This window comes from Metabacillus bambusae, assembly GCF_017497975.1.
Classification (GTDB): domain Bacteria; phylum Bacillota; class Bacilli; order Bacillales; family Bacillaceae; genus Metabacillus; species Metabacillus bambusae.
The window spans coordinates 39,588-65,902 of sequence record NZ_JAGDEL010000028.1; the positions used below are offsets into that span (position 1 = coordinate 39,588).

At 35.0% G+C, this 26,315-nt stretch carries 24 protein-coding genes; 9 read left to right on the top strand and 15 right to left on the bottom strand.

Annotated elements, in window-relative coordinates:
- Nucleotides 1-10: 10 nt before the first annotated feature.
- The 3 genes from I7822_RS25320 to I7822_RS25330 form a co-directional block, all read right to left on the bottom strand.
- Nucleotides 11-217 carry a DUF951 domain-containing protein gene (locus I7822_RS25320; protein ID WP_207981841.1) on the bottom strand — a complete coding sequence of 69 codons (207 nt, stop codon included), beginning with the start codon at nucleotides 215-217 and terminating at the stop codon, nucleotides 11-13.
- Between the two features lie 16 nt (nucleotides 218-233).
- Nucleotides 234-1,103: a mechanosensitive ion channel family protein gene (locus I7822_RS25325; protein ID WP_372442225.1), complete on the bottom strand. Its 870-nt coding sequence runs from the start codon at nucleotides 1,101-1,103 to the stop codon at nucleotides 234-236.
- A 287-nt stretch (nucleotides 1,104-1,390) separates the two neighbouring features.
- A complete protein-coding gene (locus I7822_RS25330; RefSeq protein WP_207981842.1) occupies nucleotides 1,391-2,407 on the bottom strand; it encodes a YkvI family membrane protein in 1,017 nt (338 codons plus the stop codon).
- A 100-nt stretch (nucleotides 2,408-2,507) separates the two neighbouring features.
- Between I7822_RS25330 and yyaC the strand changes: the two genes are divergently transcribed.
- On the top strand, nucleotides 2,508-3,131 hold the full coding sequence (yyaC, locus tag I7822_RS25335; protein ID WP_207981843.1) for a spore protease YyaC: 624 nt from the start codon (nucleotides 2,508-2,510) through the stop codon (nucleotides 3,129-3,131).
- A gap of 76 nt (nucleotides 3,132-3,207) precedes the next feature.
- Here the strand turns inward: yyaC and I7822_RS25340 are convergent, their stop codons facing one another.
- The 12 genes from I7822_RS25340 to rpmH form a co-directional block, all read right to left on the bottom strand.
- Nucleotides 3,208-3,909: a DUF554 domain-containing protein gene (locus I7822_RS25340; protein ID WP_207981844.1), complete on the bottom strand. Its 702-nt coding sequence runs from the start codon at nucleotides 3,907-3,909 to the stop codon at nucleotides 3,208-3,210.
- Between the two features lie 201 nt (nucleotides 3,910-4,110).
- Nucleotides 4,111-4,980: a ParB/RepB/Spo0J family partition protein gene (locus I7822_RS25345; RefSeq protein WP_207981845.1), complete on the bottom strand. Its 870-nt coding sequence runs from the start codon at nucleotides 4,978-4,980 to the stop codon at nucleotides 4,111-4,113.
- A complete protein-coding gene (locus tag I7822_RS25350; RefSeq protein ID WP_207981846.1) occupies nucleotides 4,973-5,734 on the bottom strand; it encodes a ParA family protein in 762 nt (253 codons plus the stop codon). The genes I7822_RS25345 and I7822_RS25350 overlap by 8 nt, the downstream gene beginning before the upstream one ends.
- 852 nt (nucleotides 5,735-6,586) lie before the next feature.
- Nucleotides 6,587-7,459, bottom strand: coding sequence for a nucleoid occlusion protein (gene noc, locus I7822_RS25355; protein WP_207981847.1), 873 nt, complete (start codon nucleotides 7,457-7,459; stop codon nucleotides 6,587-6,589).
- A 105-nt stretch (nucleotides 7,460-7,564) separates the two neighbouring features.
- On the bottom strand, nucleotides 7,565-8,281 hold the full coding sequence (rsmG, locus tag I7822_RS25360; protein WP_207981848.1) for a 16S rRNA (guanine(527)-N(7))-methyltransferase RsmG: 717 nt from the start codon (nucleotides 8,279-8,281) through the stop codon (nucleotides 7,565-7,567).
- Nucleotides 8,282-8,298: 17 nt separating this feature from the next.
- Complete coding sequence (gene mnmG, locus I7822_RS25365; protein WP_207981849.1) at nucleotides 8,299-10,188, bottom strand: tRNA uridine-5-carboxymethylaminomethyl(34) synthesis enzyme MnmG; 1,890 nt, start codon at nucleotides 10,186-10,188, stop codon at nucleotides 8,299-8,301.
- 244 nt (nucleotides 10,189-10,432) lie between these two features.
- Complete coding sequence (gene mnmE / locus I7822_RS25370; RefSeq protein ID WP_207981850.1) at nucleotides 10,433-11,818, bottom strand: tRNA uridine-5-carboxymethylaminomethyl(34) synthesis GTPase MnmE; 1,386 nt, start codon at nucleotides 11,816-11,818, stop codon at nucleotides 10,433-10,435.
- A gap of 619 nt (nucleotides 11,819-12,437) precedes the next feature.
- Nucleotides 12,438-13,073, bottom strand: a complete 636-nt coding sequence (jag, locus tag I7822_RS25375; RefSeq protein WP_207981851.1) for an RNA-binding cell elongation regulator Jag/EloR — start codon at nucleotides 13,071-13,073, stop codon at nucleotides 12,438-12,440.
- Complete coding sequence (gene spoIIIJ, locus I7822_RS25380) at nucleotides 13,070-13,837, bottom strand: YidC family membrane integrase SpoIIIJ (RefSeq protein WP_243459679.1); 768 nt, start codon at nucleotides 13,835-13,837, stop codon at nucleotides 13,070-13,072. Before spoIIIJ ends, jag begins: the two co-directional genes overlap by 4 nt.
- Before the next feature lie 150 nt (nucleotides 13,838-13,987).
- Nucleotides 13,988-14,332, bottom strand: a complete 345-nt coding sequence (gene rnpA, locus I7822_RS25385) for a ribonuclease P protein component (RefSeq protein WP_207981853.1) — start codon at nucleotides 14,330-14,332, stop codon at nucleotides 13,988-13,990.
- Nucleotides 14,316-14,447: a hypothetical protein gene (locus tag I7822_RS30345; RefSeq protein ID WP_279382018.1), complete on the bottom strand. Its 132-nt coding sequence runs from the start codon at nucleotides 14,445-14,447 to the stop codon at nucleotides 14,316-14,318. The genes rnpA and I7822_RS30345 overlap by 17 nt, the downstream gene beginning before the upstream one ends.
- Before the next feature lie 169 nt (nucleotides 14,448-14,616).
- Entirely contained in the window at nucleotides 14,617-14,751 is a 135-nt protein-coding gene (gene rpmH / locus I7822_RS25390; RefSeq protein WP_026561635.1) for a 50S ribosomal protein L34, read from the bottom strand.
- Between the two features lie 640 nt (nucleotides 14,752-15,391).
- Here rpmH and dnaA point away from each other — a divergent pair.
- The 8 genes from dnaA (at nucleotide 15,392) to I7822_RS25430 (ending at nucleotide 26,025) form a co-directional block, all read left to right on the top strand.
- Entirely contained in the window at nucleotides 15,392-16,744 is a 1,353-nt protein-coding gene (gene dnaA / locus I7822_RS25395; RefSeq protein WP_207981854.1) for a chromosomal replication initiator protein DnaA, read from the top strand.
- A 191-nt stretch (nucleotides 16,745-16,935) separates the two neighbouring features.
- The gene (dnaN, locus tag I7822_RS25400; RefSeq protein WP_207981855.1) at nucleotides 16,936-18,072 is read left to right on the top strand and encodes a DNA polymerase III subunit beta; all 1,137 of its coding nucleotides are present in this window, start codon (nucleotides 16,936-16,938) and stop codon (nucleotides 18,070-18,072) included.
- A 225-nt stretch (nucleotides 18,073-18,297) separates the two neighbouring features.
- Nucleotides 18,298-18,513 carry a S4 domain-containing protein YaaA gene (yaaA, locus tag I7822_RS25405; RefSeq protein WP_207981856.1) on the top strand — a complete coding sequence of 72 codons (216 nt, stop codon included), beginning with the start codon at nucleotides 18,298-18,300 and terminating at the stop codon, nucleotides 18,511-18,513.
- 16 nt (nucleotides 18,514-18,529) lie between these two features.
- A complete protein-coding gene (gene recF, locus I7822_RS25410) occupies nucleotides 18,530-19,648 on the top strand; it encodes a DNA replication/repair protein RecF (RefSeq protein WP_207981857.1) in 1,119 nt (372 codons plus the stop codon).
- Nucleotides 19,649-19,658: 10 nt separating this feature from the next.
- On the top strand, nucleotides 19,659-19,907 hold the full coding sequence (gene remB, locus I7822_RS25415) for an extracellular matrix regulator RemB (RefSeq protein ID WP_066338865.1): 249 nt from the start codon (nucleotides 19,659-19,661) through the stop codon (nucleotides 19,905-19,907).
- Between the two features lie 58 nt (nucleotides 19,908-19,965).
- A complete protein-coding gene (gene gyrB / locus I7822_RS25420; protein ID WP_066338868.1) occupies nucleotides 19,966-21,888 on the top strand; it encodes a DNA topoisomerase (ATP-hydrolyzing) subunit B in 1,923 nt (640 codons plus the stop codon).
- A gap of 296 nt (nucleotides 21,889-22,184) precedes the next feature.
- Nucleotides 22,185-24,737, top strand: a complete 2,553-nt coding sequence (gyrA, locus tag I7822_RS25425; RefSeq protein WP_207981858.1) for a DNA gyrase subunit A — start codon at nucleotides 22,185-22,187, stop codon at nucleotides 24,735-24,737.
- Nucleotides 24,738-24,930: 193 nt separating this feature from the next.
- Nucleotides 24,931-26,025, top strand: coding sequence for an HD-GYP domain-containing protein (locus tag I7822_RS25430; RefSeq protein WP_207981859.1), 1,095 nt, complete (start codon nucleotides 24,931-24,933; stop codon nucleotides 26,023-26,025).
- Nucleotides 26,026-26,315: the final 290 nt, after the last annotated feature.

The following is a 26,315-nucleotide window of genomic DNA, read 5'->3' on the forward strand; positions in this document are numbered from 1 at the left end:
TCCCCTCAACTTACTCATTCGACTCTTCGTGTTTAACAAGTATCTTTTTCATTTTTCTAGAGAATTCTTTTCGAGGGATTAAAACACTATGCTCACAGCCCTCACATTTAATTCTTACATCCATTCCCATTCGAATGATTTTCCAGCGGTTCGTCCCACATGGATGCTGCTTCTTCATTTCTACAATATCCTTTAAACCAAATTCCTTTTCAATCATGTTTTAGCCTCCACTCTTAACTTACTTGTTCTTTTCTGCTATACATAACCATTCGAGGATATGGAATTTCAATACCATGTTCATCTAAACGCATTTTAATATCTTTTCGAAGCATTCTTGCAATATGGAAATGGCGCATTGGTTCAACTTCACAAACGACACGTAAAATAATCTCTGATGCACCCAAGGTTTGAATACCAAGTAGTTCAGGAGGAGTAACAATGTTCTCATATTTATCTGGAATTTCTGCTAAAAGTTCTTGAATAACACGTTCCGCTTCTGGTATATCAGTCTCAAACGAGATGCTTACATCAACGACAGCCATACTATTATGAATAGAGAAGTTCGTTACTTCAACAATACTACCATTTGGTATTATATGAAGTTCCCCTGTCCAGTTCTTAATTTTCGTTGTTCTAAGTCCAATTTCTTCAACAGTCCCCTCAAAAGAAGCAACTCTAATATGGTCACCAACAGAAAATTGATCCTCAAATATAATAAAAAATCCTGTAATAATATCTTTTACAAGACTTTGTGCGCCAAAACCTACTGCAAGTCCTACAATCCCAGCACCAGCAAGCAATGCACCCACATTAATATTTACTGCCTCCAAGATCATAATGATGGTAATGAAATAAACAACATATGTTAGGATATTTTCTAATAGCTTTGAAAGTGTATTTTCTCTTCTCTCTGAAATACGAATTGGTGATTTCCCGCGGAATAAAAAGATCTTACTTATCGCAAGTTTTCCAATCCGGATAAAAATTGTTGAGACAATGCTAATTAAAACAATTTTTAATAGACCTTCTCCTATCGTAATCCATAGTTGAGCATTTGTAATATACTCTAATACCTGATTCCACATTTTCCCAATAGAATTCAACCTTATCACCTTTTTCTAATTATAAGTACGATTTACACCTAAAATAGATAACTTTCATAGCTTATTATACTCTATGTCTAAACAACTTAAGAAGTGGGGAATAGCCTAAATTCCCAATAAACTTCTTCCAAATGGTACTGATTATTCCGGAATTTATAATAGCTACATTCTCTATAAGTTTATTTTATACCAAAAAGAGGCCGACTCTGGCAAAGATTATCCCTTTGTTCAATCAATCAATAACCGGGATATCTATATGAGTCAGCCTCAATTTATATTTGTAAAATCTATTCTGTTTTATAACGGTTCAGTATTGGAAAAAGCAAAATTGTTATAAGGAGATAAAGGTTAATTAATCCGTATAAAGGATACAAAATGGCAACGAGATTTGCAAAACCAAAGCTTGTAAATGGAATCATAAGCAAGACTAAGATTAGTGCCATCAACCAGTACGGTAAATTTGTAACTTCCTTAAATCGTGAAGCAATACCAAATATCCCTGAAACCGCAGTGGTATAAATTGCAAACCAAAGCATGACAGACATAAAAAGAAAAATTGCAAATGGTGACCCTTTTAATATTGCAAATAATGGTATTTCATATTCAGCTAGATAATCAGCCATTTGAACTAATGTTTCATTGTAAATAAATGAAATTCCTCCCAAAACAACTCCACTTCCTATACTAGCTATTTTTGCTTCCTTCAGACTCTTAATTTCTTTTCCAATTGCAGATAAAACGGCAATTAGCGGTAATATATTTAGCGAAGTAAAGGTAAAGGCTGAAGGCCAATTATATTGCTTAGTTAAATCTAAAACCCATGAATGATGATTATAGTGATTAAACGACAACAATGCATAAAATAACCCCAATACTAATAAAGGAATGATCACAACATTCAGCCTAATAATGCCATTTATATTACCAACAAATAGAAGCACTAATAGTACTGAAAAGAAGATGACTCCTCCCCAATATGGGACTAAAAAGGCTTCGAGTGTAGCACCACCGCCTGCAATCATAACAATTGTTGTACTAAAGAGGTAGACCACAATTAAAACATCATAAACGTACGAAAGTTTTCTACCTACTAATTTTTCTAGAACTGGAAAAAAATGATGTGTCTTCTCTTCATAACTAATTTTCATAATGACATAGACAGCTATGATAAAAATAACGGCAAAAATACAGATAGCTAGTCCGCTTTCAAATCCAAAAAATTGCCATATTTCTCTCCCTGATGCATACCCTGCTCCAATAATAGTTCCTAAAATCAAAAACATCCATTTTAAGCCTGACTTCATTTTCCCATCACCTCATAAGGCTGTCCTAATTGCAACGAAGATGTATAGAAATGAACATTCTTCCGTATACTGTTACTACTATGATGCGGGAGTGAAATCTATGAATCTAAAAACAGGACTTTTTCAATCAGATAATAAGTTTGATCGCGTTTATTATGAAGAACAGCAAGCAGCTCAAATCTTATCAAATCAGATTATCGATAACCTTCCGAAACTATTTATAAAACCTATTGTTATTGTATGTATAGGAACAGATCGATCTACCGGAGATTGTTTAGGTCCTCTTGTAGGTTTTAACATACAAAGTGAATTATCACATTTCCACGTCTACGGTACATTGAAAGACCCTGTACATGCTGTTAATTTAGAAGAAACATTGGAGTTTATTAAAGAAAAACATAGAAATCCGTTTATTATTGCCATTGATGCATGCTTAGGACGATTAAAAAGCGTTGGCTATGTTCAAGTTGCTGAAGGGTCAATAAAGCCTGGTGCTGGCGTAAATAAGGAGTTACCAGCTGTAGGTAATATGCATATAACAGGCATTGTTAATGTTAGTGGTTTTATGGAATTCTTTGTTTTGCAAAATACTCGCTTACATCTAGTCATGAGTATGGCTGATATTATTTCAAAGGGATTAATTGAAGCGGAGAAGCAATACCTAGAAAAGCGACTCTCCATACGTCGTGACTGGTTATCTGATCAAGATTCTGCGATTAACTAAATCGTACAGAAACAATTGACATATTACCTAAATAAAAAAACACTGCACTTTTCTTATGCAGTGTAAATATAGTTCTTTAATAATGGTATTGAAATAAAACAATTATTGTAACAACTAAAATACTTGGAAGTAAATTTGCCACTTTGATTTGTTTAATTCCTAGCATATTAATACCTATTGCCAAAATTAACACACCACCTGTTGCAGTGAGCTCAGCAATTAACAAATTCAAAAGAGAGTCTGATAGAAATTGGTGAATGACATTTGCAAATAACGCTATGCCTCCTTGATATAAAAAGACAGGAAGAGCTGAAAATAACACACCGATTCCAAGCGTGCTTGCTAACACGATACTCGTGAATCCATCAATCATCGACTTAGTTAAAAGAACAGAATGATCTTGTCTTAGGCCACTATCAAGTGCTCCAACTATAGCCATTGCACCAACAACAAAGATTAACGTTGCTGTAACAAAGCCTTGTGCGATATTTCCACTTTGAGACTTACCTATTTTTAGTTCAAGAGCATTTCCTATTCGATGTAGGTAATCCTCAATCCTTAGCCACTCACCTACTATTGTACCTACTACTAAACTAACAATTACAATGAAAAAATTGTCACTTTTTAATGCCATATCAATCCCAAGGACTACAACGGAAAGGCCGATTGCAATCATAACAGTTTGTTTCATTTGATCAGGTATTTTTCTAAGTAATAAACCAATAATTGTTCCTACTATTATTCCTACTGCATTTACAATACTTCCAAATAACACCAAAAAGACTCCACCTTTCTTTATATGTAAACAGCTAATGTGAGTTGGGAGAACTACTTGGAAAATTTATGGGGAATTAACTTACAATGTCTTGTGTAAGTATGGGCTAGTTGACGAGCGTCTTTCCATTTTACAGGAATGGTCATTTCCTAGACAAAAAAAGACTGACTCATTTAAGAGCCAGCTTATAAAAAGAAAAGTCTCTTAGGATGACTGTTGTGCCTGCAATAATTCTAATATGCGGTCTAAATCATCCTGAGAGAAAAATTCAATTTCAATTTTCCCTTTTTTCTTTTGTTTCTTAATCGTAACAGATGTTCCAAAATATTCTTGTAAATAGGATTCCCGTTCCTTTATAAAAACATCTTTTTCTGGCTTTTTCTTTTTGGTTTCACGTGAAACATTATTTAATTGTTGGACAATTAATTCTAATTGCCGAACATTCATATGCTCACGAATGATTTTTTCTACAAGTGCGTTAAGCTTGTCTTTATTCTTAAGTCCAAGAAGCGTCCGTCCATGCCCCATTGACAGCTTACCCTCTGATATAAGTTGTTGAATTGGTTTTGGTAAGCTAAGAAGTCTAATATGGTTAGCAATATGTGGTCGGCTTTTCCCCAGACGTTTAGCTAGTGCCTCTTGAGTAAAGTTTAGCTGCTCCATTAACGTCTGATATGCTTGGGCCTCTTCAATTGGTGTTAGGTCCTCACGCTGTAAGTTCTCTAATAGAGCCAACTCCATCATTTGTTGCTCTGATAAGTCTCTTATTACAGCTGGTATAGCAGTTAATTTGGCCTCTGTTGCAGCACGAAAACGTCGCTCACCAACTACGATTTCATAACCCTTTATACTTTTACGTACAACAATTGGTTGTAAAATACCGTGCTGTAAAATGGATTCCTTTAATTCATTGATTGCTTCCTGTTCAAAGGTTTTACGCGGCTGATATGGGTTAGGACGTATTTCTTTTAGCTTAATTTCTTGAATCGTTTCTTCCTGTCCTACCTTCATTTCTGGAAAAAAAGCATTGAGTCCCTTTCCTACATTAAGCCCTTTACCTAAACCTCTAGCCATTAACAACCACTTCCTTTGCCAAATCTAAATAAACTTCTGCTCCTCTAGACCTTGGATCGTAAATGATAATTGGTTGGCCATGACTTGGTGCTTCGCTTAAACGAATATTTCTTGGAATAATCGTTTTATAAACCTTATCCTGAAAATATTTCTTTACTTCATCAATAACCTGAATACCTAAGTTTGTTCTGGCATCAAGCATTGTTAATAGAACTCCTTCAATCATTAACTCTGTATTTAAGTGCTTCTGAACAAGACGAACAGTGTTAAGTAACTGGCTTAAACCTTCTAATGCGTAATATTCACATTGCACTGGAATTAAAACTGCATCTGATGCAGTTAATGCATTTATCGTGAGCAAGCCTAATGAAGGAGGACAATCAATTACCATATAATCATATTGGTGTTTAACTGACTCTAGTGCTCTTTTTAATCTTACTTCTCGGGAAATAGTTGGCACAAGCTCTATTTCTGCTCCCGCTAACTGAATAGTAGCTGGAATTATATCTAAATTTTCTACTGCAGTTTGCTTAATAACTTCCTTTACATCTACATCATCTACTAAAATATCATAAATGCAATGCTCGACATCGGCTTTTTCAATACCAATACCGCTAGTTGCATTACCTTGTGGGTCAACATCGACGAGAAGCACTCGTTTACCGATGTATGCTAAGCAAGCACCTAAATTTACAGAGGTCGTTGTTTTACCGACTCCACCTTTTTGGTTTGCGATGGCAATAATCTTTCCCACGATGTCACCTGCTTTCATCTCTAATAAGAAAAGCGCAAGCGCCGTTAGCAACGTATGAACTTGAGCACTCCCTATGAGAGATGAAGGAAACACGAAGAGCAAAGCGATTCGATGTTGACTTATCGTTAGTGGAGTATGAAGTTCATACGTAGCTGGCAGTCAATTAACGCGACGTTCAATCGCACTGACTGCACTTGCACGTCCTATACTTCAGATCTAGACACAAAGATGTTATACGTTCAAAAGTGTAAGTTCCTTATACAACCTCAGGAGAATAAGACGCACATGAATAGAAGGTATTCTTTACCTTCTACTCATAAGTGACCTAATCCTAGAGAGTCCAGATATCCGACTTTTCACAAAGTCAGACTGCTGATGATAAACACCAAAAAACTAAGTAAAAAGAGCTTACTATCTTATTCGTTAATCTTTCTTTATCATTTTTTTATTTTATCATGAAACGACTAGAAAGGTTTGTCTTTTTTCTGATTTCTTCTATATTAGTATTTTCTACATAGGAGAAAATTGAATGATGAGTGAAATAATTAGTCTGTTTTCACAAACTTTGTTGCTATAATACAAGTATTGGTGATTGGTTGACTGCAGTGAGAGGATGGTTGCTTTCTGCGGGGCGCGCGGTGAACATCCTCGGCACACAGCGCCTGTGGGACCTCACCTGTCCCACTCTCCCGCAGGAGCTGGATGTCAAAATGATTATCCACATTTCAACAATTTTATAGTTTTATAGACAATAGAAAAAAAGGCCTGACACCAAGCCAGTCCTTCGTACTTACATTTATTAAAAATCAATATATAAAACCATCTAATAAAAGTATAAATCAAAACTAAATACTATTTAGGTATCTTTATCGTAAACTGAATGTATTCTTCAAACTCTTCTTCTTCTGTATTTAACTTAACGCCACTATCAGCAACCATTGTTAACGATTGGCGAATTGTATTCATTGCAATTCTTGTATCTCTACTAAATGCTTTACGTTTTGGTTTCGGCTTAACATTATTTTTTTCAAGGAGCTTAACTACGCGATCCTCTGTTTGTTTAACATTTAGTTGCCTCTCGATTATCTCTGTTAACAATTTTGTTTGCAACTCAGGATCCTTTAATGGAATAAGAGCACGTGCATGGCGCTCAGTTATTACCTTTTGCAATAAAGCATCCTGTACGTCTTGGGGAAGTTTTAGTAAGCGTAGCTTATTCGCTATTGTAGATTGGCCTTTACCAAGTCGCTGAGCTAAAGCTTCTTGTGTGAGATTATGCAATTCAAGCAGTTTAGCATAGGCAACTGCTTCTTCTATTGAAGATAACTCTTCCCTTTGGAGATTCTCAATCAATGCAACACTTGCTGTTTCTGTATCATTAAATTCCTTTACAATCGCAGGAATATCATCCCAACCGAGGGTTTGTACAGCTCGAAAGCGTCTCTCACCAGCAATGATCTCAAATTTCCCATCTATTTCTCGAACGACTATTGGCTGAATAATCCCATGTGTACGAATAGTTAACGCTAATTCCTCTATCTTTTCATTAGAAAAAACGGTACGTGGCTGGAAGCGATTAGGAACAATATCCTGTATTAGGATTTTCTTAACCTCTTCCCTATGTTGTTGTTCTTCCTCTATTATTTCATCTTTTATTTCATCAACTACAACTTGTTCTGCTTCTTTTTCTCCCAAACCGAAAAAGCGAGAAAATGGATGCTTCATGAGCCTACACCACCTTTAAAAACTACCAATTTTAATATTCTCTTTTTCTTTCATTATTTCCTGCAAAATACTTAAAAGTTCCAGTAAATGTTTCATGTGAAACATTTACTCTATAGGAAGCTTATTTGGTGTTCCAGGTTTTCTAGGATATTTTTTAGGCGTCCCTTTTATTTTTTCAATAACTAAGATTGTACGTTCACTATTTTCTATAGGTAGTTCAAATGAGTGAATTTCTTGAACTTTCCCACCTAAAACTTTAAGTGCCTTTTCACCAGCCTCTAGTTCATCCTTTGCTGCTGCAGCTTTCATGGCAATAAAGAAACCATCCTTTTTAACCAACGGTATACACAATTCACTTAGTACAGATAGCCTAGCAACAGCTCTAGCAGTTACAATATCAAATGACTCTCTATGCTCTTTATTTTGACCAAAAGTTTCAGCTCGGTCATGAAATAGTTGAACATCTTTTAAACCTAATTCTTGTGCTAAGTGAAATAAGAAATTAATTCTTTTTTGTAGTGAGTCTACAATAGATACACGTAAATGTGGAAAGCAAATGTTAATTGGTATACTTGGAAAACCCGCACCCGCTCCGACATCACAAATAGAAAGTGGTTTTGAAAAATCAAAATAAAAAGCAGCCGATATCGAATCATAGAAGTGTTTTAGGTACACTTCCTTTTTTTCTGTGATCGACGTTAAGTTCATTTTTTCGTTCCATTCTACTAGCAAATTGAAATATAAATCAAATTGATCCATTTGCTGCGGAGAAAGGACAATTCCTTTCTCCGCTAAACTTGACTGAAATAATTCTGTATCCATAATCAAAACCTTTCTATTTATTGATTAGAAACTCGTGCAATTCGACCTTGCTCTAGGTATACCAACAGAATTGATACATCTGCTGGGTTAACCCCTGCTATACGTGATGCCTGTGCAACAGATAATGGTGTTACTTCTTTTAGTTTTTGTCTTGCTTCCGTTGCTAAACCGTTAATTGCATCATAATCAATATTTTCCGGGATTTTTTTGTTCTCCATCTTTTTTAGCTTTTCAACTTGTTGTAAAGATTTTTCGATATAGCCTTCATACTTTATTTGGATCTCTACCTGTTCTGCAACATCTGCATCGATCTCTACTTCTGATGGAACAAGCTGGTTTATATGTTCATACGTCATCTCTGGTCGTTTTAGTAAATCAGAAGCTCTAATTCCATCCTTTAATTCACTTCCACCAACTGAAAGAATTAATTGTTGAGTTTCCTGATTTGGTTTAATAATTACTGAATTCAATCGAAGTTTTTCTTGCTCAATCGCATGTTTTTTATTTGTGAATTTTTCAAAGCGCTCTTTAGATATTAATCCAATCTTTTTACCAACGTCAGTTAGACGTAAATCAGCATTATCATGACGAAGCAACAAGCGATATTCTGCTCTTGACGTTAATAGACGATAAGGCTCATTTGTCCCTTTCGTTACTAAATCATCAATTAGAACCCCAATATAAGCGTCAGATCTGCCTAATATTACTTCTTCTTTACCTAACGCTTTTTGAGCAGCATTAATCCCTGCCATCAATCCTTGGCCTGCAGCTTCTTCATATCCTGATGTACCATTAATTTGTCCTGCTGTAAATAATGATGAAATATTTTTTGTTTCTAAAGTCGGCCAAAGCTGTGTTGGAACGATTGCATCATATTCAATTGCATAGCCAGCTCTCATCATTTGAACTTTTTCAAGACCAGGTATTGTTTTTAATATTTGTTGTTGTACATCCTCTGGCAAGCTTGTTGAAAGACCTTGAACATAAACCTCTTGAGTATTTCTTCCTTCAGGCTCTAAAAATATTTGGTGACGAGGTTTATCATTGAACCGGACTACTTTATCTTCAATAGATGGACAATAACGCGGACCGGTTCCTTTAATCATCCCTGAATACATAGGTGACCGATGCAAATTATTATCAATTATTTGATGTGTTTCTGTACTCGTATACGTTAACCAGCATGGAAGCTGATCTGTAATGTATTTTGTCGTTTCATAAGAAAAAGCACGCGGAACTTCATCACCTGGTTGAATTTCTGTTTTACTGTAATCAATTGAATGACTATTAACACGCGGTGGTGTTCCTGTTTTAAATCTTACTAGATCAAAGCCTAGCTCTTGCAAGTGTTCAGATAACTTGATGGAAGGCTGCTGATTATTTGGGCCACTTGAATATTTAAGCTCTCCTAAAATGATTTCTCCTCTTAAGAAAGTACCTGTCGTTAAAACTATTGCTTTCGCAGAATACTCTGCACCCGTTTGTGTAACAATCCCCTTACATATTCCGTCCTCAACAACTAAACGATCAACCATTCCTTGAAGTAACGTTAGATTTTTTTCATTTTCCAACGTTTTCTTCATCTCGTGCTGATAAGCAAATTTATCTGCTTGTGCACGTAGGGCTCTTACTGCTGGACCCTTTCCTGTGTTTAACATTCTCATTTGAATATGTGTTTTATCTATATTTTTACCCATTTCGCCGCCTAAGGCGTCTATTTCCCGAACGACAATCCCTTTTGCAGGTCCACCGACGGATGGGTTACATGGCATAAATGCCACCATGTCTAAATTTATTGTGATTACAAGTGTTTTTGCTCCCATTCTTGCAGAAGCAAGCGCAGATTCACAACCAGCATGACCTGCACCAACGACAATCACATCATAATCCCCGGCATGATAAGACATTTAATAACCTCCTTTTTAAAATAAATATTTATCTATTTAATACTTAGTGTCAGTATTTAGCTACAACGCTAAACGTACGCTTCCGCTTTTATTTTATTTTGTCTAGCTACAGCACCCAACGACTTATGGACTTCGCTCTCCTTATACGCTAAGTCAACATCGAATCGCTTTCGCTCTTCGTGTTTCCTTTATCTCATTGGGAGCGCTCCAGTCCATTCGTCGCTAAGCAGGTGCTTCCGTTTTTCTACTTCCCTAAACAAAATTGCGAAAATAGCTGATCAATTAGGCTTTCGTGAACAGAATCTCCAATTATTTCACCAAGCTGCTCCCAGCAACGTGTTAAATCTATTTGAACAATATCAATAGGAATGCCTTCTTCAATTCCTATTAATGCTTCGTTAATAGATGTTTGTGCAGATGTTAATAATGCGATATGGCGTGAATTTGATACATATGTTAAATCATTGCTTTGTAGATTGCCTTGAAAAAATAGTGAACCTATCGCTTCCTCTAATTCATCTATTCCCTTTTCCTCTAGTAATGAGGTTGTAACAACAGGTCTTCCAGAGGCTAGATCTTTTACTTGCTCTAGATCTATGCTTTGTTCAAGATCAGTTTTATTAACAATAACGATAATATCCATCCCTTTTACTGCTTCAAATAGTTGAACATCTTCATGGGAAAGCTCCTCATGATAATTTAATACAAGAAGGATTAGATCTGCTTCCTTTAATACCTTTCTTGATCGTTCTACACCAATTCGTTCAACAATATCCTCAGTCTCGCGAATACCTGCTGTATCTACTAACCGAAGCGGAACTCCTCTAACGTTCACATATTCTTCTATTACATCTCTAGTTGTTCCAGGGATATCTGTTACAATAGCCTTATTTTCATGAACAAGGCTATTAAGTAAGGATGATTTTCCAACATTCGGTCGACCGATAATAACCGTTGATAAACCTTCTCTTAAAATTTTCCCTTGCCCAGATGTCTGCAAAAGTTTATTAATTTCACTTTGGACATAAGTTGCTTTTTCAACCAGCATTTTATGTGTCATTTCTTCTACATCATCATACTCAGGATAATCAATATTAACCTCAACATGTGCTAATGTTTCTAAAATCTCTTGTCTTAGCTTTTGAACAAGCTTTGAAAGCCTACCTTCCATTTGTCCTAAGGCAACATTCATCGCTCGATCTGTTTTTGCACGAATTAAATCCATTACTGCCTCTGCTTGAGATAAATCAATACGTCCATTTAAAAATGCCCGCTTTGTAAACTCTCCAGGTTCTGCTAGTCTTGCACCATTTTTAACAACCAATTGCAAAACCCGGTTTACAGTCACTAACCCACCATGACAGTTTATTTCAATAACATCTTCTCTAGTAAACGTCTTTGGTCCCTTCATCAAAGAAACCATAACTTCCTCAACAACATCACCTGTCGTCGGATCTATCATATGACCGTAATGGATCGTATGGGAGTCTACCTCTGTTAGCCTCTTATTTGAAGGAGCTTTGAATAGCTTGTCTGCAATGTCAATTGCTTCATCTCCACTTAATCTTACAATTGCTATTGCTCCTTCACCTAAGGGCGTAGATATCGCTGCGATTGTATCTAACTCCATTTTTACGATCACCTCTCTTATTTCAATTATCTATATGAATACTTTCCTTTTTCCTCATAAGCTTTGACCAAAATTTTAAGATAGCATATTTCACTTTGATAAGAAAGCAAAATCACCTTATTGTTATCCACAATTCATTCTAATCTAAACATTCCTTTCTTTATTTTAACTTATCCACATGTTAATAACAATATTTGCTCTTAATAGTAAATTCCACTTTGTTGAGTTATTAACATAAAGCGAAATTTGCCTTTAAAATTGAGATGAAAATTCTCCTATTCGGTATAAACTTATCAATAATCAACATTTTTCGACATAATCCTGGATCCAAAATGGAGCACTTAGCCGAATTAAAAAATTGCAAAGATTTCTATAGAAAAAAAAAGGCTCTTTTCTAAGAGATTGTTGCTTTTAAAACGAAAACTGTTGAAGGTTGATTGGAACGGATTGCGAGACTCCTCCGGGAGCAGCGGGACAGGTGGGACCCCGCAGGCGTTTACGTCGAGGAGGCTCACCGCCCGCCCCGCGGAAAGCGAGCATCTCTCGCTGCAATCAACCACACGCATTTCATGGTAAATAGCAACAAAGTGTACGAAAACAGCCCAAAAAAAGACCAACTCTATTTAGAGTCAGTCTTTGCTTTTAGAGAAATAACCAAATGGCGATTTGGTTCCTCTCCAACAGAATATGTTTTTAATTCTTTAAATTCAGATAATGCAGCATGAATAATTTTCCGTTCATAAGAAGGCATTGGTTCTAACGAAACATTCTTTGATGTACGAATAACTTGCCGAGCTAATCGAGCTGCTAATTGGTTAAGGGTATCTTTTCTTCTTTCTCGGTAATTCTCAGCATCAATGACAATTTGCAAATAATAATTAGAATAACGATTTGCAACTAATTGTGTTAAATACTGAAGGGAATTTAATGTTTGTCCTCTTTTTCCGATTAAAACAGCCATTTTGTCACCTGATAGTTGAAAAGTGACAACTTTACCTGCCCGTTTTATCTTAATTTCAGCATCAATTCCCATTTTCTTCGTTACATTAGAAAGAAATAGATGAGCTTCCTTTACAGGATCATTAATAATCTTAACTTTAACACTAGCAGACCTTTTTCCAAAAATGCCGAAAATGCCCTTTTTACCTTCATCTAAAACTGTAATTTCTACTTCTTCTCTTGTTGCTTCTAATTGCTTTAATGCTACTTCTACTGCTTCATTGACGGTAAGTCCATTAGCAGTTATCTCTTTCACTTCTTATTTCCTCCATCTTTTGCTGCTTTTAGTTCAGGCCCTTTTACAAAATAAGTTTGTACAATCATAAATAGGTTACCAACTACCCAATACAACGAAAGTGCTGCCGGGAAACTAATCGCAAAAACAATAATCATAATCGGCATAATATAAAGCATCATTGCCATTTGTGGATTTTGATTTGCTGTTCCCGCCATCATCATCTTTTGTTGGATGAATGTTGTTGCACCTGCAACAAGTGGAAGGATAAAGAATGGATCTCTCTCACCTAAATCAAACCAAAGGAATGTATGTTCAGCTATTGCTTCTGTTCTCATAATTGCATGGTAAAAACCGATCAAGATAGGCATTTGAACAACTAATGGGAAACAACCAGCAAGTGGATTAACACCATGCTTTTGAAATAAAGCCATTGTCTCCTGCTGTAGCTTTTGTTGTGTTTGTTGATCCTTTGAACTATATTTCTCTTTCAACTTTTGCATTTCAGGCTGGATTGCTTGCATTGCTTTAGAGCTCTTTGTTTGTTTAATCATTAACGGTAAAATTGCTAAACGAATAATGATTGTTACTAAGACAATTGCTATTCCATAATTATCACCAGTTATTTCAGCAAAATATGTAATTAATTGAGATAAAGGATATACGATATACGAATTCCAAAATCCTTCACTTTCAGATGTAATCGGAACATTTACCTCTGTACATCCAGTTAACAGGGTTAAAACACTTACTAACCCCAATATTAAAAGTACGCGCCTTTTCAAACCTTTTTTCCTCCTAACCAATAGATAGATACAATTCATACGTTAAAGAAAAGAAAAAGTTTCACATAATTTATATCTTATCATTTTTATAATGATTTTTCTTTTATATAAAAAAGTTTTCACTAAGATCATTTCTACAAATTTCTACACTCATTTAGTCTGATAGCTTTTTGCTTTTCTGAACAAGTGGTTTAAACTACTTTTCACTTCATGGTAACCCATGTCTGCAGCAGGTTTTCTTGCAATAATAATATACTCTCTACCACTTGCAATACGGTGCTTCTCTTCTAAAAAAAATTGTCGAATTAAGCGCTTTACTCGATTTCTCGTCACTGCATTTCCAATTTTTTTACTAACAGATAATCCAATTCGAAATTCTTGTTCTTCCGATCTTTGTAATATATAAATAACAAATTGTCTGTTTGCTATCGATTTCCCCTGCTTAAACACAGTTTGAAAATCTTTATTCTTTTTAATTCTATATTTCCTTCTCATTTTGTTTCACTCCGGTATGTTCTGCTCCCACTTTCCCACTAGCAGAATTCTCACCATCATTATGTCTGAAATAAAAACGATTTAAACAAACTTTTAGATATTGTTCATCTTTCAAGTAAAATCGTTCCTTCTCTTTCATTTCCACTAAAAGATGTGGTGGTTTTTTATTTGTTAAGAAAAGATCAAGCGCCTTGTTCAAAAATCAGGCAAATAAGACGCTCAAACTAAGCTTAAAAACTTAAACTTTCTTATCTGCAAAAAAAGACCACTGATTTTTCAGTGGCCTATGCTGATAATACTTTTCTTCCTCTGCGACGACGGCGAGCAAGAACTTTACGTCCATTAGCTGTGCTCATACGGCTACGGAAACCATGAACTTTACTACGTTTACGTTTATTTGGTTGATAAGTACGTTTCATATATGACACCTCCCTGAGGAATAACAGTTAAAGACAGTCTTACTAATTATAGTGAGTGAATGTATGAATTGTCAACCACTCATTCTTATTGTCTCTTTTCTAAAAGATTGTTGCTTTTAAAACAAAAACTATTTCTTGATTGGAACGGTTACGTGAACCTGCAGTGGAAATCAACAACCGAGTTTAACAAAGAAATTAAATCCTTTGTATAGTTTCAATGATCTGTGGATAACAATTCGACACGTTTCTGCAGTATCCACATATGTTATCGACAAGTTTTTCACAACTTAGCCTATTGTGGACAATTTCCTTCAACAAATGATTAGTTATGTGGATAAGTTTGTAAAAACCGTTGCATCTCTAGCTTTATTCTGATATTATATTTGTGTTTTCACTCTTAATAACTAATATCCAAATTTACGTTATCCACAATCTGTGGATAACATGTGAATAGTTTATAAACACCCTGTGTAAATTGTTGTCCACATTACTTGGGTTTTGTCGAAAAGACGTTTTTTTACTATATTATATATTTATGCACATTTTTTACGTTTGTATGTTTATACATGAATATTCGCACCTTGTACAAAGGTTATACAAACAGCAATGGTGCTTAGGTAAAGGAGGGACAAACCATTACATGGAGAACATTTCCGAACTTTGGAGTAAAGCTCTTGGAGAGATAGAAAAGAAAATAAGTAAGCCTAGCTATGAAACATGGCTTAAGTCAACAAAGGCACATACTATTAAAGGTGACACCCTAACCATTACGGCTCCAAATGAGTTTGCAAGAGATTGGTTGGAATCCAGGTACCTACATTTAATTGCTGATACCATCTACCAACTAACGGGTGAAGAGTTCCTTATAAAATTTATTATTCCCCAAAATCAAAGGGATGATGAATTTGTGCCGAATTCTCCAATTAAACAAATAAATAACAATAACGATGAACAAAATGAAATACCACAAAGTATGCTTAATCCTAAGTATACGTTTGATACATTTGTTATTGGATCAGGTAACAGATTTGCTCACGCTGCATCATTAGCAGTAGCTGAGGCACCTGCAAAAGCATATAATCCTTTGTTTATTTATGGAGGAGTTGGATTAGGTAAAACTCACTTAATGCATGCCATTGGACATTATGTAATGAATCATAATCCTTCTGCAAAAATCGTTTACCTATCCTCTGAAAAATTTACAAATGAATTCATAAACTCGATCCGTGACAATAAAGCGGTTGACTTTAGGAATAAATATAGAAGTGTTGATGTTCTTTTAATTGATGATATTCAATTCCTTGCTGGAAAAGAATCAACACAAGAAGAATTTTTCCATACATTCAATACTTTGCATGAGGAAAGCAAACAAATTATCATTTCCAGTGACCGTCCACCAAAGGAAATACCTACTCTCGAGGACAGACTTCGGTCACGGTTTGAGTGGGGCTTAATTACTGACATTACCCCTCCAGATTTAGAAACAAGAATTGCTATTTTAAGAAAAAAAGCAAAAGCTGAAGGACTAGATATACCAAATGAAGTCATGCTTTATATTGCAAATCAAATTGATTCAAACATTCGAGAATTAGAAGGAGCTCTTATTCGAGTTGTTGCTTATTCATCTTTGATTAATAAAGATATCAATGCGGATTTAGCTGCGGAGGCATTAAAAGATATTATTCCAAATTCTAAGCCGAAAATGATTTCAATTAGTGATATTCAACGAATAGTTGGTCAAGAATTCCAGGTGAAATTAGAGGATTTCAAAGCTAAAAAGCGGACAAAATCCGTAGCTTTCCCACGTCAGATTGCTATGTATTTATCGAGGGAATTAACAGATTCATCTCTTCCTAAAATCGGAGAAGAATTTGGTGGTCGAGATCATACTACAGTGATCCATGCTCATGAAAAAATTTCTAAAATGCTTCAGAGTGATGAACAGCTACAAAGACAATTAAAAGATATAACAGGATTAATTAAAGGCTCCTAAAAAGAATAAATGAACCTGAATAGTGTGAATAACTAATGCAGATATATACACAGTCTGTCCACATGTGGATAGGCTGTGTTTCCTTTCGTTTATACTAGTTATCCACATTTCCACAGGCCCTACTAGTACTTCTACTATATTTTTAAAAAATAAATATATAACCTAATTTTAAAAAAAGGAGGAATTCTTCCATGAAATTCATTATTCAACGTGATCAATTAGTTCAAAGTGTTCAAGACGTAATGAAGGCCGTATCATCAAGAACAACAATTCCTATTTTGACGGGTATAAAAATTGTTGCTAATTCAGAGGGAGTTACTTTAACAGGTAGTGACTCTGATATCTCAATAGAATCTTTTATTCCTGTTGAGGAAGATGGGAATGAAATTGTAGAAATCCAACAAAGTGGTAGTGTTGTTTTACAAGCTAGATTCTTTAGTGAAATTGTTAAGAAGTTACCAATGGATATTGTCGAAATTGAAGTAGGTAACCAGCACTCAACAATGATTCGGTCAGGAAAAGCAGAATTTAGCTTAAACGGATTAGATGCTGAAGAATATCCTCATTTACCACAAATTGAAGAAGAAAATATGTTCAAGATACCTACTGATTTGTTAAAGGCGATGATACGTCAAACAGTATTTGCTGTATCAACATCAGAAACTAGACCGATTTTAACAGGTGTTAATTGGAAATTGGAAAACAGTGAGCTAATATGCATCGCAACAGATAGTCATCGTTTAGCTTTAAGAAAAGCGGCAATCAATACAGAAAGTCAAAGTTTATATAATGTTGTTATTCCAGGAAAAAGCTTAAGCGAACTGAGTAAAATCTTAGATGACACAAGTGATTTAGTTGAAATTGTTATTACAGAAAATCAAGTTTTATTTAAAGCAAAGAATCTATTATTTTTCTCACGTTTACTAGACGGAAATTATCCTGACACTTCACGCTTAATCCCTTCAGAAAGTAAAACAAATATGACAATTAATTCGAAGGAATTTTTACAAGCAATTGATCGTGCATCATTACTAGCCAAAGAAGCTAGAAATAATGTTGTTAAGCTTTCTACAATTACAGATGGAATGATTGAAATATCATCTAACTCACCAGAAATCGGTAAGGTTAGTGAGGAAATTCAATCATCAGAAATTCAAGGTGAGGAATTAAAGATTTCCTTCAGTGCTAAATATGTTATGGATGCATTAAAAGCTCTTGAAGGAACTGAAATTATTATCAATTTTACAGGAGCAATGAGACCTTTTGTTATACGAACAACACAGGATGATTCTATGCTGCAACTTATCTTACCTGTAAGAACGTATTAATCTTATAAAAAAATATGGATTTAAGAGGACTGACTTATGTCAGCCTCTTTTCTGTTTTAGAAGGCAGGAAAGTTGTATGGGTATTCAGAACTGCACTATTAAAAATGTATAATATTTTGTACGTGTGGAATGGACATAGAGTTCAAAGTACTAGGAGAGTTGTATTTTTAGTTAAGTTTTTAGTAAAATATAAAGTTAGAGACTACTGAAGAAAGGTGGTTCACTATGGCGAAGCCAGTAAAGATTGAAACAGAGTTTATTACACTAGGACAATTTTTAAAACTAGCAGAAGTGATACAATCGGGCGGAATGGCAAAATGGTTTTTAGGGGAGTATGAGATCTTTGTAAATAATGAACCGGAAAACCGTCGAGGGAAAAAACTAAGAGATGGTGACATGGTTTATATTCCTGATTTTGGCACATATATCGTGAAAAACTAAAGTTGGTGTACAAAATTTGTATATAAAAGAGCTGAATTTAAAAAATTACCGTAATTATGAAGACTTGACGATCCAGTTTGAAAATAAAGTCAATGTTATCCTTGGTGAAAATGCACAAGGGAAAACAAATGTAATGGAATCAATCTTTGTATTAGCCATGGCGAAATCACATCGAACGTCAAATGATAAAGAATTAATTCGTTGGGACGAAGAATATGCTAAAATAGAGGGTAGTGTTGAAAAGTATAATCGATCAACTGCTCTCCAATTAGTTATTTCAAAAAAAGGTAAAAAGGCTAAATTGAATCATCTTGAACAAGAAAAGTTGAGTCAATATATTGGGGCAATGAATGTCATTATGTTTGCACCTGAGGATTTAAATTTAGTAAAAGGCAGCCCTCAAGTGAGAAGAAGATTTATAGATATGGAAATTGGTCAAATGTCAGCCATTTATCTTCATGATTTAAGTCGTTATCAAAAGATCATGCAGCAACGTAATCATTATTTAAAGTTGTTGCAGATGCGAAAGCAAACAGATCGAACGATGCTGGATGTATTAACAGCTCAACTGAGTGAAGCAGCAGCAAAGATTATTTATAAACGATTACAGTTTATTTCAGAACTACAAAAATGGGCACAACCTATTCATTCGGGAATTAGTAGAGGATTAGAAACGTTAGTTATTAAATATAAACCGTCTATTGACGTATCAGAAGACAATGATTTGACGAAAATGATAGAAGCATATGAACAAAAATTTGCTAAAATAAGAGAGAAGGAAATCGAACGGGGTGCTACGTTAGCTGGACCTCACAGAGATGACCTAGTTTTTTATGTAAATGATCATGATGTCCAAACGTATGGTTCACAAGGTCAACAAAGAACCACTGCTCTATCGTTGAAGTTAGCTGAAATAGATTTGATCCACAATGAGATTGGAGAATATCCAATCCTTTTGCTTGATGACGTATTATCTGAGTTAGATGACTTTAGGCAATCTCACTTATTGAATACGATCCAAGGAAAGGTACAAACCTTTGTCACGACTACTAGTGTCGAAGGGATTGACCATCAAACGTTAAAAGAGGCAGCTACTTTCCATGTCAAAACAGGAAAGCTTTCAGACGATAAATGAGGTGATTAACGTGTATATTCATCTAGGTGACAATTTTGTTGTCCCTTCCAAAGAGGTTGTCATGATATTAGATCGTCAATCTTCACAGGCTTCAACAATTGTTTCTGAGTTTTTTAATAAACAAGAGAGTAAAATTGTTCAACTTACAAATGGTGAAGCAAAATCAGTGATTGTAACGATGGATAAGATCTATTTTTCCCCGTTGTCGTCAAACACGTTAAAAAAACGAGCACAAGTTGCTTTTGATATAGATAATTAACTAAAAGTTCTCATGGTAAAAGACTGCTTTAGGAAAAGTGTAGGTGATCAGTGTGACGATGGAAGAAAATAAAGTTCAACAGCAAACATACGATGAAAATCAGATTCAAGTATTAGAGGGTTTAGAGGCGGTACGAAAACGCCCTGGTATGTATATCGGATCTACTAGTTCAAAAGGGCTCCATCATCTTGTATGGGAAATTGTTGATAATAGTATAGATGAAGCGTTAGCTGGATTTTGTAATGAGATTAATGTAATTATTGAAGAAGATAATAGTATAACTGTTAAGGATAATGGACGTGGTATTCCAGTAGGTATTCATGAGAAAATGGGACGTCCAGCAGTTGAAGTCATTATGACGGTTTTACATGCCGGAGGGAAGTTCGGTGGTGGAGGCTACAAGGTATCTGGTGGGCTTCATGGTGTTGGTGCATCTGTAGTTAATGCTCTTTCAACTGAATTAAATGTTACCGTACATCGTGAAGGTAAGGTTCATTTTCAAAAATTTGAAAAGGGTGTTCCTGCAGCTGATTTAAAAGTAATTGGTGAATCTGATGTTACTGGTACAATTACTCATTTTAAACCAGATCCAGAAATTTTTACTGAAACAACAGAATATGAGTATGAAATCCTTGCGAATCGAATAAGAGAGTTAGCTTTCTTAAATCGTGGATTAAAAATAACAATTGAAGACAAACGTGAAAGTAAACGTCAAAATGAATATTACTATGAGGGTGGAATTAAATCCTACGTTGAGCATTTAAATCGTACTCGTGAAGTAATCCATGATGAGCCAGTGTATATTGAAGGTGAAAAAGACGGGATTACAACTGAGGTAGCCATTCAGTATAATGATAGCTATACAAGTAATATATATTCTTTTGCTAATAATATTCACACCTATGAGGGTGGAACACATGAAGCAGGATTTAAAACTGCTTTAACTCGTGTTATTAATGATTATGCTAGGAAAAATAAGATCTTCAAGGAAAATGATGATAATCTTTCTGGTGAAGATGTTCGTGAAGGAATTACAGCAATTATCTCTATAAAACATCCTGATCCTCAATTTGAAGGGCAAACAAAGACAAAGCTAGGAAATTCAGAAGTTAGAACCGTTACAGATTCTGTATTTTCAGAGGCATTTGATAAGTTTTTACTAGAAAACCCTTCTACAGCTAGAAAAATTGTTGAAAAAGGTTTAATGGCAGCTAGAGCCCGTCTTGCCGCTAAAAAGGCACGTGAATTAACGAGAAGAAAAAGTGCACTGGAAATTTCAAATCTCCCAGGGAAACTAGCAGACTGCTCTTCAAAGGATCCAACTATTAGTGAAATATACGTCGTTGAGGGAGATTCAGCAGGAGGTTCTGCTAAGCAAGGTAGGGATAGACATTTCCAAGCAATCCTCCCATTAAGGGGAAAAATTATTAATGTCGAAAAGGCTCGACTGGATAAAATTCTCTCCAACAATGAAATTAGAGCGATTATTACTGCACTAGGTACTGGAATTGGTGAGGATTTTGATATTACGAAAGCACGCTATCATAAAGTTGTCATCATGACTGATGCCGATGTAGATGGTGCACATATTCGTACATTATTACTTACCTTCTTTTATCGTTATATGCGACAGATTATTGAACAAGGTTTTATCTATATTGCTCAACCGCCACTATACAAGATACAACAAGGTAAGCGAATTGAGTATGCATATAATGATCGCCAGCTTGATGAGTATCTTGCAGATATGCCACAGCAGCCTAAGCCTGGTATTCAGCGCTATAAAGGTTTAGGAGAGATGAATCCTGGACAGTTATGGGAAACAACAATGGATCCAGGAACACGTACATTACTCCAAGTCACTTTAGAAGATGCTATTGATGCTGATGAAACATTTGATACATTAATGGGTGATAAGGTAGAACCTCGCCGAAACTTTATTGAAGAAAATGCACAATATGTTAAAAATCTAGATATTTAATTTAAGAAGCACCTCATTATACGGTGAGGTGTTTTTTGATAATCATATTACGATTCCCACTATTTGATAATTTACGATCAGATAGTGAGTGGAGTTCTAAATATTTTAAGTAAATCCTACTAACTATTATTATTCTAGGAAATTGATGTGTAATCTCTCTCTAACATTGATATAATGGAGAGTAGACTATTAGATGGATTTATCTTCAATTGGGTAGTAATTATTAATACGTTTTATACATTTATTTGGCTCTCCCAATTTAAAATGCGAATAGAACTAAGGGAGGTTATCTTAGTATGTCGGAAAATCAAAACTCACACGTCATAGATAGAAATATTAGTACCGAAATGCGTGAGTCCTTTTTAGGTTATGCGATGAGTGTTATTGTTTCACGTGCTTTACCAGATGTTCGGGATGGGTTAAAGCCTGTACATCGTCGTATTCTCTATGCAATGAATGATTTAGGTATGACGTCAGATAAACCATTTAAAAAATCAGCACGTATCGTTGGTGAAGTAATTGGTAAGTATCATCCACATGGTGATTCAGCTGTTTATGAAACAATGGTACGTATGGCTCAAGATTTCAATTTCCGTTACATGTTAGTTGATGGACATGGTAACTTTGGTTCTGTTGATGGAGATTCAGCAGCAGCAATGCGTTACACTGAGGCCCGTATGTCTAAAATTTCAATGGAATTAATTCGTGACATAAACAAAGACACGATTGATTACCAGGATAACTATGATGGCTCAGAAAGAGAACCAATTGTACTTCCAGCTCGATTTCCGAACTTACTTGTTAACGGTGCTACTGGAATCGCTGTAGGTATGGCAACAAATATTCCACCACACCAATTGGGTGAAGTTATTGATGGTGTCCTTGCACTTAGTAAGGAACCAGATATATCAATACCTGAATTAATGGAAATTATTCCAGGCCCTGATTTCCCAACAGGTGGACAAATTATTGGAAGAAGTGGGATACGAAAGGCTTATGAAACTGGTCGTGGATCAATCACGATTAGAGCCAAGGTTGAGATTGAAGAAAAACCATCAGGCAAACAAGTGATCATAGTTAAGGAATTACCTTATCAAGTAAACAAGGCAAAGCTTGTTGAAAAGATAGCAGAACTTGTTCGAGATAAAAAAATTGATGGTATAACAGATTTACGTGATGAATCAGACCGTAATGGTATGCGAGTTGTTATCGAGGTAAGGAAGGATGCAAATGCAAACGTCCTTTTGAACAACCTTTTCAAGCAGACAGCCTTACAGACTAGTTTTGGTATTAATATGTTATCGCTAGTTGATGGTCATCCAAAGGTTCTTAATGTTAAGCAAATGCTTTATTATTACTTAGAACATCAAAAAGTTGTGATTAAGCGTAGAACAGCTTTTGAATTAAGAAAAGCTGAAGCGCGTGCTCATATTCTTGAAGGATTACGAATTGCACTGGATCATTTAGATGCAGTTATTGCACTTATCCGTAGTTCACAAACAACGGAAATTGCTCGAAATGGATTAATGGAGCAATTTTCACTAAGTGAGAAGCAAGCACAAGCAATTTTAGATATGAGGCTTCAAAGATTAACAGGCTTAGAGAGAGAAAAAATTGAAGAAGAATATCAGTCACTAGTAAAATTAATTGCAGAATTAAAAGCAATTCTGGCCGATGAAGAAAAAGTACTTATGATTATCAGAGAAGAACTTACTGAAATTAAGGAACGATTCAATGATGAACGTCGTACTGAAATATTAGCAGGTGGAATTGAAAATATAGAAGATGAAGATTTAATACCTGTTGAGAATATCGTCATTACGTTAACACATAATGGATATATTAAACGTCTTCCAGTATCAACATACCGTAGTCAAAAACGCGGAGGAAGAGGTATTCAAGGAATGGGGACGAATGAAGATGACTTCGTTGCACAGCTCCTTACGACTTCAACGCACGATACTATTCTTTTCTTTACGAACAAAGGAAAGGTTTATCGAGCAAAGGGCTATGAAATTCCTGAATATAGCAGGACAGCTAAAGGTCTCCCAATCATTAACCTTTTAAGTGTTGAAAAAGGTGAATGGGTAAATGCAATAATACCTGTATCTGAGTTTGTAGATGATTGGTTCTTATTCTTTACAACAAAAGAGGGAGTCTCTAAACGTTCCCCATTATCTCAATTTGCCAATATAAGAAATAATGGTTTAATTGCAGTGAGTTTACGAGAAGCGGATGAACTAATATCGGTTAAACTAACTGATGGTTCTAAGAATATTATCATTGGAACCAAAAAAGGTATGCTTATCCGATTCCCTGAAACAGATGTTCGTTCTATGGGTCGTACAGCTACTGGTGTTAAAGGGATATCTCTCGATGAAGATGATGAAGTAGTAGGTATGGAGATTCTCGAAGAAGGTGTTGACGTATTAATTGTTACAAGCAATGGATATGGAAAACGTACGCCTTCTGAAGAGTATAGAGTTCAAAGCCGTGGTGGTAAAGGATTAAAGACATGTAATATTACAGAGAAAAACGGTCCTGTTGTTTCTGTTAAAGCTGCTACAGGTGAAAAAGATTTAATGCTTATTACAGCAAGTGGTGTTTTAATCCGTATGGATGTAGCTACTATTTCCACTATGGGAAGAAATACACAAGGTGTTAAGTTAATTAAATTGGATGAAAATGTAGTTGTATCTACAGTCGCTCTTGTTGAAAAAGAAGATCAAGAGACAGAGGAAGTAGAAGAAGGAGAATTAACAGAAACACCAGAAACACCAGAAACACCAGAAACACCAGAAACACCAGAAACACCAGAAACACCAGAAACACCAGAAACACCAGAATAAGAATAAGGTGCAAAAGACTAACTCATTAAAACGGGTTAGTCTTTTTTTGTGAAAAATAAAGTACTTTGTATAACCAAATAACTATAAAATAACCATATATTAGAAAATAATAGTAGAAAAATCACTATAATCTTACATTTTTTATAAACATTTGCTCCTATTTAAATATATAATAAACAGAGGGGGGATACCGGTGAAAATTTATATTGATCAATTAAAAGAGGGTTGTATTCTTTCAAAAAATATAGTATCAGCTTCAAATAAACTTTTGGCTTGCAAAAATACAGTAGTTTCAAAGCATATTAAAGAAGCTTTACAAGCCTTTTTAATTAATGAGGTTGAAGTAGAAAGTATTCTTGAAGATGGTAAAGTTTTTCAACCATCCTATATGCTGGATGAAAAACAAAAAGTAAAAGAAGAAGAAAAGGTAGAAATAGAACATAATAAATCATTCTATCAACTTTATAACGACACAGTCCTATCCTACAAACAACTCTATATAGGATGGCAATCTGGTGCCTTAATAGATATAACAAAAGTGAGACAAGTTATACTTCCATTAGTAAGTAAGCTGGGGGATCATGAAGAGGAAATACTTAAATTATATCTTTATAGTAAACAAGAGGAATACATTTATCATCATTCTGTTTCAGTCGCCTTGCTGAGTGCATTTTTGGCTAAGAAGTTAGAGTACAAACAGGGGGATATAAACCAAATTGCATTAACTGGTCTATTATGTGATTGTGGGATGGCAAAAATAAGCCCAAATATTATGACAAAAAAGGTGACATTAACTGAGCGTGAATATAAAGATATTAAACAACACCCTATTCATAGCTATAATCTATTGAAAAATATTACTTCAATAAAAGAAGGGGTGAAGATGGGGGTTTTACAGCATCATGAAAGAATTGATAGCAGTGGTTATCCTCTAGGTGTTAAAGGAGAACAATTACATCCATATAGCAATATTGTTGCTCTTGCAGATACATATCAAGCAATGGTATCTGTTAGACCTTATCGTAGTAAACAATCTCCATTTAAAGTATTAGAACAAATCATTCAAGATGACTTTGGGAAATTCGATTTAAAAGTGGTAAATGAGTTAAAAAAGGCACTTATCAAATTTTCAGCAGGTACAAAAGTGAAACTTTCGAATGGGTTAGAAGCGGAAATCGTATTTGTCGATGAACAATATCCAACTAGACCGATAATAAGGTCTGCACAAACTGGGGAGATTATTGCCTTGAAAAATAAAAGTGAACTCTTTATCGAGGAATTATTATAAAAAAATGCTCTGTTTGTGTTGACTCCATTCAGTAATGCTGATATACTTCTTAAAGTCAGCCAATCAGAGCTACTGAATTTTAAAATAACAAATTAATTCTTGACTTTTAATAGAGTTAAATGTTATATTAAAGAAGTCGCTTTTGGGCAGATAAATAAAAAGTTCTTTGAAAACTAAACAAAACCAAGCGTGCCAACGTTAATTTTTAATTAACAAAACAACGTACTATATAGTACAAACTTATGAGCTATATCAAACACTTTATTGGAGAGTTTGATCCTGGCTCAGGA

Bases quoted from the DNA above. Each gene is read 5' to 3' on its own strand.
- I7822_RS25320 (WP_207981841.1), bottom strand. From the start codon at position 217: ATGATTGAAAAGGAATTTGGTTTAAAGGATATTGTAGAAATGAAGAAG.
- I7822_RS25330 (WP_207981842.1), bottom strand. From the start codon at position 2,407: ATGAAGTCAGGCTTAAAATGGATGTTTTTGATTTTAGGAACTATTATT.
- yyaC (WP_207981843.1), top strand. From the start codon at position 2,508: ATGAATCTAAAAACAGGACTTTTTCAATCAGATAATAAGTTTGATCGC.
- I7822_RS25345 (WP_207981845.1), bottom strand. From the start codon at position 4,980: ATGGCTAGAGGTTTAGGTAAAGGGCTTAATGTAGGAAAGGGACTCAAT.
- noc (WP_207981847.1), bottom strand. From the start codon at position 7,459: ATGAAGCATCCATTTTCTCGCTTTTTCGGTTTGGGAGAAAAAGAAGCA.
- rsmG (WP_207981848.1), bottom strand. From the start codon at position 8,281: ATGGATACAGAATTATTTCAGTCAAGTTTAGCGGAGAAAGGAATTGTC.
- mnmG (WP_207981849.1), bottom strand. From the start codon at position 10,188: ATGTCTTATCATGCCGGGGATTATGATGTGATTGTCGTTGGTGCAGGT.
- mnmE (WP_207981850.1), bottom strand. From the start codon at position 11,818: ATGGAGTTAGATACAATCGCAGCGATATCTACGCCCTTAGGTGAAGGA.
- rnpA (WP_207981853.1), bottom strand. From the start codon at position 14,332: ATGAGAAGGAAATATAGAATTAAAAAGAATAAAGATTTTCAAACTGTG.
- rpmH (WP_026561635.1), bottom strand. From the start codon at position 14,751: ATGAAACGTACTTATCAACCAAATAAACGTAAACGTAGTAAAGTTCAT.
- dnaA (WP_207981854.1), top strand. From the start codon at position 15,392: ATGGAGAACATTTCCGAACTTTGGAGTAAAGCTCTTGGAGAGATAGAA.
- dnaN (WP_207981855.1), top strand. From the start codon at position 16,936: ATGAAATTCATTATTCAACGTGATCAATTAGTTCAAAGTGTTCAAGAC.
- yaaA (WP_207981856.1), top strand. From the start codon at position 18,298: ATGGCGAAGCCAGTAAAGATTGAAACAGAGTTTATTACACTAGGACAA.
- gyrB (WP_066338868.1), top strand. From the start codon at position 19,966: ATGGAAGAAAATAAAGTTCAACAGCAAACATACGATGAAAATCAGATT.
- gyrA (WP_207981858.1), top strand. From the start codon at position 22,185: ATGTCGGAAAATCAAAACTCACACGTCATAGATAGAAATATTAGTACC.